At 70.5% G+C, this 12976-nt stretch carries 13 protein-coding genes; 9 read left to right on the forward strand and 4 right to left on the reverse strand.

From position 1 onward, the window contains the following. Window positions 1-54: 54 nt before the first annotated feature. On the reverse strand, window positions 55-795 hold the full coding sequence (locus ACIBCA_RS12460) for an SDR family oxidoreductase (protein ID WP_396282808.1): 741 nt from the start codon (window positions 793-795) through the stop codon (window positions 55-57). Between the two features lie 433 nt (window positions 796-1228). Here ACIBCA_RS12460 and ACIBCA_RS12465 point away from each other — a divergent pair, with 433 nt between their 5' ends. The 9 genes from ACIBCA_RS12465 (at window position 1229) to ACIBCA_RS12505 (ending at window position 10764) form a co-directional block, all read left to right on the forward strand. Next, a complete protein-coding gene (locus tag ACIBCA_RS12465; RefSeq protein ID WP_396282809.1) occupies window positions 1229-2482 on the forward strand; it encodes an amidohydrolase in 1254 nt (417 codons plus the stop codon). 253 nt (window positions 2483-2735) lie between these two features. Then, the gene (locus tag ACIBCA_RS12470) at window positions 2736-3797 is read left to right on the forward strand and encodes a BMP family protein (RefSeq protein ID WP_396282810.1); all 1062 of its coding nucleotides are present in this window, start codon (window positions 2736-2738) and stop codon (window positions 3795-3797) included. A 360-nt stretch (window positions 3798-4157) separates the two neighbouring features. Continuing rightward, window positions 4158-5723, forward strand: a complete 1566-nt coding sequence (locus ACIBCA_RS12475) for an ABC transporter ATP-binding protein (RefSeq protein ID WP_396282945.1) — start codon at window positions 4158-4160, stop codon at window positions 5721-5723. 4 nt (window positions 5724-5727) lie between these two features. Further along, window positions 5728-6897, forward strand: a complete 1170-nt coding sequence (locus ACIBCA_RS12480) for an ABC transporter permease (protein ID WP_396282811.1) — start codon at window positions 5728-5730, stop codon at window positions 6895-6897. Continuing rightward, window positions 6894-8186: an ABC transporter permease gene (locus ACIBCA_RS12485; protein ID WP_396282812.1), complete on the forward strand. Its 1293-nt coding sequence runs from the start codon at window positions 6894-6896 to the stop codon at window positions 8184-8186. The genes ACIBCA_RS12480 and ACIBCA_RS12485 overlap by 4 nt, the downstream gene beginning before the upstream one ends. Further along, window positions 8183-8602: a cytidine deaminase gene (locus ACIBCA_RS12490; RefSeq protein WP_396282813.1), complete on the forward strand. Its 420-nt coding sequence runs from the start codon at window positions 8183-8185 to the stop codon at window positions 8600-8602. Before ACIBCA_RS12485 ends, ACIBCA_RS12490 begins: the two co-directional genes overlap by 4 nt. A gap of 119 nt (window positions 8603-8721) precedes the next feature. Continuing rightward, entirely contained in the window at window positions 8722-9999 is a 1278-nt protein-coding gene (locus ACIBCA_RS12495) for a thymidine phosphorylase (RefSeq protein ID WP_396282814.1), read from the forward strand. Between the two features lie 46 nt (window positions 10000-10045). Further along, window positions 10046-10429 carry a type II toxin-antitoxin system RelE/ParE family toxin gene (locus ACIBCA_RS12500; RefSeq protein WP_396282815.1) on the forward strand — a complete coding sequence of 128 codons (384 nt, stop codon included), beginning with the start codon at window positions 10046-10048 and terminating at the stop codon, window positions 10427-10429. Beyond that, entirely contained in the window at window positions 10426-10764 is a 339-nt protein-coding gene (locus ACIBCA_RS12505) for a helix-turn-helix domain-containing protein (protein ID WP_396282816.1), read from the forward strand. The genes ACIBCA_RS12500 and ACIBCA_RS12505 overlap by 4 nt, the downstream gene beginning before the upstream one ends. Before the next feature lie 52 nt (window positions 10765-10816). Here ACIBCA_RS12505 and ACIBCA_RS12510 read toward each other — a convergent pair whose 3' ends face one another. Genes ACIBCA_RS12510 through ACIBCA_RS12520 form a run of 3 tightly spaced genes read right to left on the reverse strand, consistent with a single transcriptional unit; the run spans window position 10817 to window position 12885 of the window. Continuing rightward, entirely contained in the window at window positions 10817-11371 is a 555-nt protein-coding gene (locus ACIBCA_RS12510; RefSeq protein WP_396282817.1) for a Uma2 family endonuclease, read from the reverse strand. A 26-nt stretch (window positions 11372-11397) separates the two neighbouring features. After that, a complete protein-coding gene (locus tag ACIBCA_RS12515; protein WP_396282818.1) occupies window positions 11398-11598 on the reverse strand; it encodes a hypothetical protein in 201 nt (66 codons plus the stop codon). A gap of 9 nt (window positions 11599-11607) precedes the next feature. Continuing rightward, a complete protein-coding gene (locus tag ACIBCA_RS12520) occupies window positions 11608-12885 on the reverse strand; it encodes an MFS transporter (RefSeq protein ID WP_396282819.1) in 1278 nt (425 codons plus the stop codon). Window positions 12886-12976 lie beyond the last annotated feature (91 nt).

A 12976-nucleotide genomic window follows, 5' to 3' on the forward strand; every position in this document is an offset into this window, starting at 1 on the left:
CGTTCGATCAGTGGCCCCCGGGCCGCCCGACCTGCGCCTCTGTGTCCGGCGGACCTATGCGCGGTGGACCTTGTGGTTGGCCGCCTGGGCCCGGGGGCGCACGACCAGCAGGTCGATGTTGACGTGCGACGGCCGGGTGACCGCCCAGGCGACGGTGTCCGCGACGTCCTCGGAAGTCAGCGGCTCGGCGACGCCCGCGTACACGGCGGCGGCCTTCTCCTCGTCACCGCGGAAGCGGGTGACGGCGAAGCCCTCGGACTTCACCATGCCCGGGGCGATCTCGATCACCCGGATCGGCTCCCCGCACAGCTCCAGCCGCAGCGTCGCCGCGATGGTGTGCGCGGCGTGCTTGGCCGCGACGTACCCGCCGCCGCCCTCGTACGCGGCCAGCGCGGCGGTGGAGGACATCACCAGGACGGTGCCGTCGCCGGTGGCCCGCAGGGCCGGCAGCAGCGCCTGGGTCACGTGCAGCACGCCGAGCACGTTCACCTCGTACATGGCCCGCCAGTCGGCCGGGTCGCCCTGCTCGACCGTCTCGGCGCCGATCGCGCCGCCGGCGTTGTTCACCAGGACGTCCACCCGGCCCAGCTGCGCCGCGAAGGCGTCCACGGCGGCCCGGTCGGTGACGTCCAGGGTGACGGCGCGGCCGCCGATCTCCTTGGCCAGGGCCTCGATCCGCTCCGTCCGGCGGGCGGTCAGCACCACGTCGAAGCCCTCGGCCGCCAGCCGGCGGGCCGTCGCCGCGCCGATCCCGCTGCTGGCACCGGTGACCACGGCCACCTTCTGCTCGGTCATTGCCACTCCCTGGGGGATCGTCCGTCGTTCGTCCGATCATCTCAACCGCGTCGGCGGCGCGGCGGGGGAGCCCGGGTCGGACCGCGTCGGACCGCGTCGGGTCGTCTCGGACCGCCTCGGATCGCGGGCCGAGCGCCCCTCGACCGCCGTCGGAGGTGCCCCGGCTACGGTGCGCCGTACCGCCGAGAGGTCGGGGAGTGTGGGGCACGTACGCTCCGGTGGAACGTTTCTGACCGCTCGTCAACACCCGTGTCCGTCAAGGCGGCGCCAGCCGTGTCCACCGACCCGGGTGATCGTTGCACAGGTCAGGCAACACCGGGAAGGCGGCTGAAACGAGATGTCATACCCACCTGTCCGGCCGGTATGCGCCCATCCGGGCACTGATTTTCCGGAAGCCGGGAAAAAGTCCCCCGGCGGGCCTACGCTTGGGGAGATGAACCGTCCTGAGCCCGCTCAGCCGGGCACGACGCTCGACGCCGCACGCCCCGCCGCCGGACTGCGCGCCCAGGTCGCGGCGCTCGAGCCCGAGCTGATCGCCTTCCGCCGGGATCTGCACCGGCACCCCGAGCTGGGCCGGCAGGAGTTCCGCACCACCGGGCTCCTGCGCGACCGGTTGCTGGAGGAGGGGCTCAAGCCGCGGGTGCTGCCCGGCGGTACGGGCCTGCTGGTCGACCTCGTCCCGCCCGGCACCGCCCCCGGTACCGAGTTCCTGGCCTTCCGCGCCGACATCGACGCGCTGCCGATCGACGACGCCAAGACCGACGTCTCCTACCGCTCGACCGTCCCCGGCCGCGCCCACGCCTGCGGCCACGACGTGCACACCTCGGTGGTGCTCGGCACGGGCCTGGTGCTGGCGCAGGCCCTGCGCGGCGGCGAGCTGCGCCGGCCCGTCCGGCTGGTGTTCCAGCCCGCCGAGGAGGTCATGCCCGGCGGCGCGCTGGACGTGATCAAGGCCGGCGGGATGGACGGCGTCGGCCGGATCTTCGCCGTGCACTGCGACCCCAAGGTGGAGGTCGGCCGGATCGCCCTGCGCACCGGGGCGATCACCTCGGCCTGCGACCGTCTCGTCCTGCACCTGGACGGCCCCGGCGGCCACACCGCCCGCCCGCACCTGACCACCGATCTGGTGACGGCGATCGCCCGGATGGCCGCCGACCTCCCGGGCGCGCTGGCCCGCCGGATGGACCCGCGCTGGGGCGTCAGCCTGGTCTGGGGCCGGATCGCCTCGGGCTCCGCGCCCAACGTGATCCCGCAGCACGCCGAGCTGGAGGGCACCGTCCGCTGCCTGGAGCTGGCCGGCTGGCGCGAGGCGCCGGACATGCTGCACGAGCTGATCGCCAAGCTCGCCGAGACCTACCGGGCCAAGTGGACGCTGGACTACCACCGCGGGGTGCCGCCGGTGGTCAACGAGGCCGACTCCGTCACCCTGCTGGACGAGGCGATGAACGCCCGGTTCGGGGGCGACGGCGCGCAGGTGGTCGAGAGCACCGAACAGAGCCTGGGCGGTGAGGACTTCTCCTGGTACCTGGAGCACGCCCCCGGCGCGCTCGCCCGACTGGGTGTCCGCGCCCCCGGCGAGACGACGGTCCGGGACCTGCACCAGGGAAGGTTCGACGTGGACGAACGGGCCATCGGCGTCGGGGTCGAGCTCTTTTCGGCACTGGCCCTGGACGGCGACCGGGACTGATCGGTTTCCGCAGCCCTGTGGTCGGCCCGTGATCGGGTCGTCGAGATCCTGGTCCGGTCCGGTTCCGTAAACTGGGCCGGACCAGTCTCGGATTTTCACCGTCCGCGCCGGAATAGAGCCCCGGAGTCGGCATCAGACCACGGTTTGATAACAACCCGAATGCTCAGGCAGCTCGTGACACAACCGTGTTCTACGCGCGTTACGGTGGCGTCCGACCACGCTAATCGGGTGCGTGTGAGAAGGAGATACTCCCTTGCGCCGTTCTATGAAGCTCGCTGCGGTTGTGCTCTCGGGTTCCCTGGGCATGGCCTCGCTCGCCGCCTGCGGCGCAAAGAGCACTGACAGCAACACCGCCTCCTCCGGCGGTGCGTCCGACTCGCTGAAGGTCGGTATGGCCTACGACATCGGCGGCCGTGGCGACCAGTCCTTCAACGACTCCGCCGCCCGTGGCCTGGACAAGGCCAAGGCCGACCTGGGCGTCTCGGTCACCGAGGCCGAGGCCAAGCCGGGCGAGGCCGAGGCCGACAAGGAGACCCGTCTCAAGAACCTCGTCGACGGTGGCTACAAGACCATCGTCGCCGTCGGCTTCGTCTACCAGGACGCGGTCAACAAGGTCGCCAAGGACAACCCGACCGTCAAGTTCGCGATCATCGACTCGAACAGCAAGGACCAGCCGTCCAACGTCACCTCGCTGCTCTTCGCCGAGCAGGAGGGGTCGTACCTCGCCGGCGTCGCCGCCGCGAACAAGTCGAAGTCCAAGCACGTCGGCTTCATCGGCGGTGTGCAGTCCGAGCTCATCAAGAAGTTCGAGGCCGGTTACAAGGCGGGTGTGAAGTCCGTCGACGCGAACATCGTCGTCGAGACCACCTACCTGACCACCCCGCCCGACTTCTCCGGCTTCGCCTCGCCCGACAAGGGCAAGGAGGCCGCGCAGGGCCAGCTCGACAAGGGCGCGGACGTCATCTACTCGGCCGCCGGCTCCTCCGGCAACGGCGCCATCGAGGCCGTCGCCAACGCGAAGAAGTACGCGATCGGCGTCGACTCCGACCAGGCCGCCCAGCCGGCCCTGGCGAGGTACAAGGACTACATCCTGACCTCGATGGTCAAGAACGTCGACACCGCGGTCTACAGCTACATCGACTCGGTCAAGAAGGGTCAGAACCCGACCGGCATCAAGCTGTTCGACCTCAAGGCCCAGGGTGTCTCCCTCGCCACCACCGGCGGCAAGATCGACGACATCCAGGACAAGCTGAAGACCGCCACCGACGCCATCACCAGCGGTCAGACCAAGATCCCGGTCACGCCGGAGGGCTGAGGCCCGAGCATCCCGGAGTCGTAGCCGCGCCCAGCCGCCTGCCCGGCAGCGCGAACGCCCGGTGACGCAGCACGGGAGGGGCCCGGAAGGGTGCGCTCAACGCGTACCCCCGGGCCCCGTTCCGTCCCCGCACGTTTCCCCGTTCCCCCCTTGGCCCTCCAGCGCAACGACGCGCCCCCAGACCACCAGGAGATCGCCATCACCGCATCCGACCCCGTCCCCCTGCGCAAGGACGGCACCCCCAGCGCGGGGACGGCGACACCGGCCGTCGAACTGCGCGGCATCACCAAGCGCTTCCCCGGCGTCGTGGCCAACCACGACATCAACCTCACCGTCCGCAGCGGCACCGTGCACGCCCTCATGGGCGAGAACGGCGCCGGCAAGTCGACGCTGATGAAGATCCTCTACGGCATGCAGAAGCCGGACGAGGGCACCATCGCCATCAACGGCGCGCAGTGCGAGTTCAACACCCCCGGCGACGCCATCGCCCGCGGCATCGGCATGGTGCACCAGCACTTCATGCTCGCCGACAACCTGACGGTGTGGGAGAACGTCGTCCTCGGCGGCGAGAGCCTCTACGGCATCGGGGCCAGGGCCAAGGCGAAGATCAAGGAGATCTCCGACCAGTACGGGCTGAGCGTGCGCCCGGACGCCCTGGTCGAGGACCTCGGCGTCGCCGACCGCCAGCGCGTCGAGATCCTCAAGGTGCTCTACCGCGGCGCCAAGATCCTCATCCTCGACGAGCCCACGGCCGTGCTCGTCCCGCAGGAGGTCGACGCGCTGTTCGACAACCTGCGGGAGCTCAAGGCCGAGGGCGTCACCGTCATCTTCATCTCGCACAAGCTGCACGAGGTGCTCTCGGTGGCCGACGCGATCAGCGTCATCCGGCGCGGCACCACCGTCGGCGACGCCGACCCGAAGGCCGTCACCGCCCGCCAGCTCGCCGAGCTGATGGTCGGCGCCGAACTGCCCTCCCCGGAGACCCGCGAGTCCACCGTCACGGACGAGGTGATGCTCCAGGTCGAGGGCCTGCGCATCGCCAAGACCGACGCCGAGGGCATCGAGCGCGTCGTCCTCGACGACATCTCGCTGCGCATCCGCAAGGGCGAGATCCTCGGCATCGCCGGCGTCGAGGGCAACGGCCAGGCCGAGCTCGTCGAGGCCATCATGGGCATGCTGCCGCTGAACGCCGGCGCCGTCTCCCTGGACGGCAAGGACCTCTCCGGCACGCTCACCCGCGCCCGCCGCGAGGCCGGCATCGGCTACATCCCCGAGGACCGCCACAAGCACGGCCTGCTGCTGGAGGCCCCGCTCTGGGAGAACCGCATCCTCGGGCACGTCACCGAGAAGCCCAACTCCAAGGGCATCCTGCTCGACCCGGCCGCCGCCCGCGTCGACACCCAGCGCATCGTCGAGCAGTACGACGTCCGCACCCCCGGCATCGAGGTCACCGCGGCCTCCCTCTCCGGCGGCAACCAGCAGAAGCTGATCGTCGGCCGCGAGATGAGCCACGAGCCCAAGCTGCTCATCGCCGCCCACCCCACCCGCGGCGTGGACGTCGGCGCGCAGGCCCAGATCTGGGAGCACATCCGGGTCGCGCAGCGCGCGGGCCTGGCGGTCCTGCTGATCTCGGCCGACCTGGACGAGCTGATCGGGCTCTCCGACACCATCCGGGTCATCTACCGCGGGCGCCTGGTCGCCGACGCGGACCCGGCCACCGTCACCGCCGAGGACCTCGGCACCGCGATGACGGGTGCGGCCAGCGGCCACCTGGAGTCCGAGCCGGAGGCCGTCGAGGAGTACCACGAGATCCTCGTCGAGGGCACCGAGGCCGAGGCCGAGGGCGACGGGGACCGTCCGTCCGAGGCCGACCCGAGCGACGCCGTTCCGTCCGACACCGCCGACGATCCCAAGGCGGGGGAGTAGCCACATGACCAGTCCCAACCCCCCGGCCGGCGCCAAGCCCGGCCCGGCGAAGAGCTTCAGCTTCGAGCGCGTCGCGTTCGCGCTGGCCGCGCCGGTGCTCGCGATCCTGCTCTCCGTCGCGATCTGCTCCATCCTGCTGGCGACCTCGGGCAAGAACCCGTTCGACGCGTGGAACGTGATGATCACGTACGCCACCAAGTCGGACGGCCAGGTCAACATCATCAACCGGGTGAGCACCTACTACCTGGCCGCGGCCGCCGCCGCGTTCGGGTTCCGGATGAACCTGTTCAACATCGGCGTCGAGGGCCAGTACAAGGTGGCGGCGCTGTTCGCGGCCTTCGTCGGCGGCCAGCTCGACCTGCCGTCCTTCATCCAGATCCCGCTGCTGCTGATCACCGCCATGCTGATCGGCGGCCTGTACGCGAGCATCGCCGGTCTGCTGAAGGTCTACCGCGGCGTCAGCGAGGTCATCGCGACCATCATGCTGAACTCGATCGCCACCGCGATCGTCGGCGTCCTGCTCGTCCCGGGCATCTTCGCGCCCAAGGTCAGCGGCACCAGCAACTCGATCGGGACCAAGCCGATCTCGGAGTCCAGCCGCTTCTTCGCGTTCGACACGAACGGCGGCCAGGTCTGGGGCTTCCTGCTCATCGCCGTCGTCGTCGGCGTCGTCTTCCAGTTCACGCTGACCCGCACCCGCTTCGGCTTCGACCTGCGCGCCACCGGCCGCTCGGAGAGCGCCGCGACGGCCTCCGGTGTGAACGTCAAGAAGATGGTCGTCATCTCGATGGCGGTCTCCGGCGCGATCGCCGGTCTGATCGGCCTGCCCGAGCTGATGCAGCACTCGTACTACTTCGGCCAGACCTTCCAGCCCGGCCTCGGCTTCCTGGGCATCTCCATCGCCCTGCTCGGCCGCAACAGCCCGATCGGCATCGCCTTCGCGGCGCTGCTGTTCGCCTTCCTCGACGCCGCCGGCTCGGTGCTCCCGCTGCCCCTCAACGGTGAGTTCCCCTTCGAGATCGTCGACGTCATGAAGGGCACCATCGTCATCTGCGTCGTCGTCGCGTACGAGCTGGTGCGCCGCTACGGCCTCGTCCGCCAGCAGCGCCGCGTCGGCGCCGAGCTCGCCGCCCAGGCCGCCGCGGCCGCTGAGAACAAGGAGGTCGCGGCATGAGCCAGAACTTCACGACCGAGTTTTGGAAGAGGGTCGCCTTCCCGCTCGGAGAGCCATCGGGCAAGCCGACGAAGAAGCGCAAGCTGTCCTGGCCGGTGGTGCTCCTGCTGATCGCGGGCGCGCTGCTCCTGATCGCCGCCGTCGGCATGGCCACCGGCAACCACTCGGTGACCTCCTCCGGTCAGATCACCGCCGCACTCGGCGCCGCCGTGCCGATCGGCATGGCCGGTCTGGGCGGTCTCTGGTCCGAGCGGGCCGGTGTGGTCAACATCGGCCTCGAAGGCATGATGGTCGCCGGCACCTTCTGCGGTGCCTGGGCGGGCTACCTGGTCAACCCGTGGGTCGGCCTGCTGGCCGGCATGGCGGGCGGTGCGCTCGGCGGTCTGCTGCACGCGGTCGTCACCGTCACCTTCGGCGTCGACCACATCGTCTCCGGCGTCGGCATCAACCTGCTGATCCCCGGCATCTGCGCGTACGTCAACCGGATCTACTACAAGGACTACGTGTCGGCGGGCGCCGGTCAGGGCCAGTCCCCGCCGGCCGATCCGCTGCCGTACATCACCGTCCCGGGCCTGTCCTCCTGGCTGAAGGACATCGAGGGCCACCACTGGTTCTTCGTCTCCGACGTCGCGGGCGTGCTCGGCGGCCTGGTCACCAACCTCTCGGTGGTCGTGGTGCTGGCCGGCGCACTGATCGTGGTCAGCTACTTCGCCCTGTGGCGCACGGTCTTCGGCCTGCGTCTGCGCTCCTGCGGCGAGAACCCGACGGCGGCCGAGTCGCTGGGCGTCAACGTCTACAAGTACAAGTACATGGCGGTCATCGCCTCCGGCGCCTTCGCGGGCCTCGGCGGTGCGTACCTCTCGCTGGTCGCCTCGCACTTCTACAAGGACGGCCAGACGGCCGGGCGAGGCTTCATCGGCCTCGCCGCGATGATCTTCGGCAACTGGCTGCCCGGCGGCCTGGCCATGGGCGCGGGCCTGTTCGGCTTCACCGACAGCCTCCAGCTGCGCGACCCGGAGTCGGTGCACGTGCTGATCCTGATCGTCGGCATCGCGATGATCCTGCTGGCGCTGTGGCACCTGTACCGCCGCAAGTACGTCGCGACGGCGATCACCGCCGCGGCGGCCGCGGGCCTGCTGTGCTGGTACGCCTTCACCGAGCAGGTGCAGCGTCCGCTGATCGTCGCCACGCCGTACGTGATCACCCTGGTGGTCCTGGCGCTGGCCTCGCAGCGACTGCGCATGCCCAAGGCGGACGGCCAGATCTACCGCAAGGGGCAGGGCAAGTGACGGCACCCGTCGCGGACGCGGCCGGCGCGGCCTCCGCGGTCGACTGGGAGCGGCTGCGCGAGGCGGCGCGCGAGGCGATGAGCCACGCGTACGCCCCGTACAGCAAGTTCCCGGTCGGCGCGGCGGCGCTGGTGGACGACGGCCGGCTGGTCTCCGGCTGCAACGTCGAGAACGCCTCGTACGGGCTCGGGCTGTGCGCCGAGTGCGGCCTGGTGTCCGCGCTGCACGCCTCCGGCGGCGGCCGGCTGGTCGCCTTCACCTGCGTCGACGGCGCGGGCGAACTGCTGATGCCGTGCGGGCGCTGCCGCCAGCTGCTGTACGAGCACGGCGGCCCGGAGCTGCTGGTCGACCTGGCCTCCGGCGTGAAGCCGATGAGCGAGGTCCTGCCCGACGCGTTCGGGCCGGAGCGGCTCTAGCCTCTTGATTTGTTACGCGCGTAGAGTGTCGCGAGCGGGCCGATGACCGGTCATCTCGCGACACTCTTCGCGTTTGCTGCGCATTCGATGCCTTTCTGAACAACCCTCTTGGAGCACGCATGGACGCCATCTCCGTCATCAGGACCAAGCGCGACCGCGGAGAGCTGAGCGACGCTCAGATCGACTGGGTCATCGACGCCTACACCCGCGGCGAGGTCGCCGACGAGCAGATGTCCGCGCTGGCCATGGCGATCTTCCTGAACGGTATGAAGGCGCGGGAGATCAGCCGCTGGACCGAGGCGATGATCCGCTCCGGCGTCCGGATGGACTTCTCCTCCCTGCCGCTGCCCACCAGCGACAAGCACTCCACCGGCGGCGTCGGCGACAAGATCACCCTCCCGCTCGCCCCGCTCGTCGCCGCCTGCGGCGCCGCCGTCCCGCAGCTCTCCGGCCGCGGCCTCGGCCACACCGGCGGCACCCTCGACAAGCTGGAGTCCATCCCCGGCTGGCGCGCCCTGCTCTCCAACGAGGAGATGATGGACGTCCTGCGCGGCGCCGGCGCCGTCATCTGCGCCGCCGGCGACGGTCTCGCCCCCGCCGACAAGAAGCTGTACGCGCTGCGCGACGTCACCGGCACCGTCGAGGCCATCCCGCTGATCGCCTCCTCGATCATGTCCAAGAAGATCGCCGAGGGCACCGGCGCGCTCGTCCTGGACGTCAAGGTCGGCTCCGGCGCGTTCATGAAGAACATCGACGACGCCCGCGAACTCGCCCGCACCATGGTCGGCCTGGGCACCACGGCCGGCGTCAACACCGTCGCCCTGCTCACCGACATGTCCACCCCGCTCGGCCTCACCGCGGGCAACGCCCTGGAGGTCCGCGAGTCCGTCGAGGTCCTCGCCGGCGGCGGCCCGGCCGACGTCGTCGAACTCACCCTCGCCCTCGCCCGCGAGATGCTCGCCGCCGCCGGCGTCCACGGCAAGGACCCGGCGGACGCCCTGCGCGACGGCTCCGCGATGGACCACTGGCGCCGCATGATCGCCGCCCAGGGCGGCGACGTCGACGCGCCCCTCCCCGTCGCCCGCGAGCAGCACGTCATCGCCGCCCCCGCCTCCGGCGTCCTCACCAAGCTCGACGCCTACGCCGTCGGCGTCAGCGCCTGGCGCCTCGGCGCCGGCCGCGCCCGCAAGGAGGACCCGGTGCAGGCCGGCGCCGGCATCGAGATGCACGCCAAGCCCGGCGACACCGTCGTGGCCGGCCAGCCCCTCCTCACCCTCCACACCGACACCCCCGAGCGCTACGACTACGCCATCGCCGCCCTCGATGGCGGCATCGAGGTCGCCCCGGCGGGCACCGCGTTCACCCCGAACCCGATCGTCCTCGACCGCATCGCGTAGTCATATGATTACTCCATGTGCGGCAGCGTGCCCTACGCTGCCGCACATGGGAGTTGACCGCTTCACGGTCGAGATCGAACCTGAGGTTCGGGATTGGCTCATCACACTCTCGACACGGCACTACGCTGCCATGGAGAGACGCGTTGATATTTTGGCCGAGAACCCGACGACGCTCGACGAGCCGCGCTCGCGGCACCTGGAAGGACCGTTGCGGGAACTGCGCTTTCGTCTGGACGGCACGGCCACGAGAGTTACCTATTGGCTGGCGCCCGGTCGGCGGATCATTCTGCTGACGGTGTTCACCAAGAGACGGATGCGGGAGACAGCTGAGGTCACCCGGGCGCTATGGGCTCAGAAGATCTGTGAGTCCGAACACGAGCCCGCGCATGGCGAGTTCAGCCGGATCATCCCGGAAGAAGGGTTGAGATGAACCACTCCCAGTGGAAGACCCGCCGCACGCGCGAGCTGTTGGGCGAGCAGGTGGAGGAGAGCCCGGAGATGGCGGCGTTCCGGCTGGAGATGCAGTACTCCGAGGCGCTGGGGCAGGCGCTCTACGACCGTCGAATCGCTCTCGGCCTCTCGCACGCCGAGGTGGCCCGGCGTGCGGGGATGACTGAAGACGAGATCGAGTGCATCGAGGAGGCCGGTGTCGTGCCGACGCTCCCGCTGCTGCAGCGGCTGGCAGGCGCTCTGGAGGCGGAACTCGACATCCATGTCACGCCCGACACCCAGGCCACCGTCCGCTTCCAGGCCCCGGCTGCCTGAACGTCGTCGAGGAGCCCGTACCCGGTCACCGGGGACGGGCTCCTTCGTGTTCTCAGGTGTAGGTCCGCAGGACGCTGGTGTCGAGGGTCCAGGGGCCGACGGTGATGGTGTCGCCGAAGACGAAATCCGTGCGGCGTGTGTAGCCGGGCTCGTCGTGGATGATGCCGGTGCCCTTGCGGGGGTCAACCAGGAGATAGAGCGGGATGCCCATGGTGGCGTAGTCGTGGACCTTGTTGTGGTAGTCGTTCTCGGGGTTGGACTTGGAGACGATCTCTACGACGAGAAGGATCTCGTGGGGCCGGAACGCCGGCGTGTCGTCGTCCAGAGCGGCCTCGGGGAAGACCATCAGGTCGGGATTGCGAAGTCGGCCGAGGCCGATGTCCTCCAGATCCGCACCGCCGTGGGCGATGTATCCGGGGTGGGTGTCGGGCAGCTGGGCGTTGAGCTGCTGCGCGAGGCGGATGACGGCCAGTTCGTGGCGCTTGACGGGCGACATCATCATGACGATCTCGCCGTCGGCGATCTCGATCTTCCCTATTCCCGGCATCTGCGGCAGCTGATCAGCGATCTCACGCAACCGGGCGAACACAGCAGGTTCGATGCTCATGTCTCGGAGTCTATCGGCGCCAGCTGTCATGGGCTGTCGTCGATCGTGGGTGCCGATTCGGCAAGGCGCTTGACCTGCTCCAGGTCCAACCTGGCCTCGTCGGCGAGGGACTGGAGGAACGCGTCCCCGTCCTGGAACACCTGGCCGCGCTCGCCCTCGGCGAGCGCGGCGTCGACTTCCCGCTCCTTCTCCCGCCATGCCTGCTGATGGTGCCTGTGGTCTGCCATGAGGCCGGTTTACCGGACGGAGAGTCCGCCTGTCTGCCGCGCCGCGTGGGCCTGGTGGGTGCCGTAGAGGGTGACTGCGGTGGCGAGGGTCATGGCGGTGAGGGCGATGGTCGCGGCGCCGGGCCAGGCGGTGGAGTGGTAGGCGTCGGCGCCGAGGGTGCCGCCGAGGCTGTTGCCGAGGTAGTAGGCGATCAGGTAGAGGGCGGAGGCCTGGGCGCGGCCGTGGGTGGCGGTGCGGCCTACGGCGGCGGAGGCGGTGGCGTGGCCGGCGAAGAAGCCGGCGGTGATGAGGACGAGGCCGAGGAGGGTGAGGGGGAGGGAGTCGGCGAGGGAGAGGAGGAGGCCCGCGGTGGTGACGGCGATGGCGGTGTAGAGGGCGCCGCGGCGGCCGAGGCGGGTGGTGAGGCGGCCGGCGGCCGCGGAGGTGCCGGTGCCGACGAGGTAGACGACGAAGATCGAGGCGGCGATCGACTCGGGCAGGTGGAAGGGGGCGGCGATCAGCCGGTAGCCGATGGTGTTGTAGACGGCGCCGAAGACCGCCATGAAGAGCATCCCGAGCAGGTAGAGCCGTACCAGCAGCGGGTTGCGCAGGTGGGCGCCGACCGTGCGGGCGAGGGCGCGGGCGTCCACGGGGGCCGGGGTGAAGTGGCGGGCGGCGGGGATGAGGAGGCGGAAGGCGAGGGCGGCGAGGAGGGCGAGGGCGGCGGAGGCGGCCAGGCCCCAGCGCCAGCCGAGGGCGGCGGCCGTCCAGCCGGAGAGGAGGCGTCCGCCCATGCCGCCGATGCTGTTGCCGGCCACGTACAGGCCCATCGCGGAGGCCAGGGCGCTGGGGTGGATCTCCTCGGCGAGGTAGGCCATGGCGGTGGCGGGCAGGCCAGCGAGGGCCGCGCCCTGGAGGGCGCGCAGGGCGACGAGGGTGGTGAGGTCGGGCGCGAACGGCAGGGCGAGGGCGAGGGTGGCGGCGGCGAGGGTGGAGGCCGTCATGACCGCGGTGCGGCCGTAGCGGTCGGAGAGGGCGCTGGCCGGGAGCAGGCCGAGCGCGAGGCCGAGGGTGGCGGCGGAGGCCGTCCAGCTGGCCTGGCCGGGGGTGAGGTCGAGGTCGGCGGAGAGGATCGGCAGCAGGCCCTGGGTGGAGTACAGCAGGACGAAGGTGGCGACCCCGGCGGCGAACAGGGCGAGGTTGGCGCGGCGGAAGGCGCGCTGCCCGGGGCGGTGGCGGTCGTCCCGGGCGGGCTCCAGGGCGGGTGTGGGGGCAGTCGAGGCTGCCCTGGTATCGGCGGGCTGCATGGGGACGACCGTAGGCCCGTGGCGGTTGATGCGTCCAATGCATGAAGAGGGGATGATCGATGCACACGCGTATGAGGACAGGTGGTGGCGG

Origin of the sequence: Kitasatospora sp. NPDC051170 (assembly GCF_044455705.1) — a bacterium.
Classification (GTDB): Bacteria; Actinomycetota; Actinomycetes; order Streptomycetales; family Streptomycetaceae; genus Kitasatospora.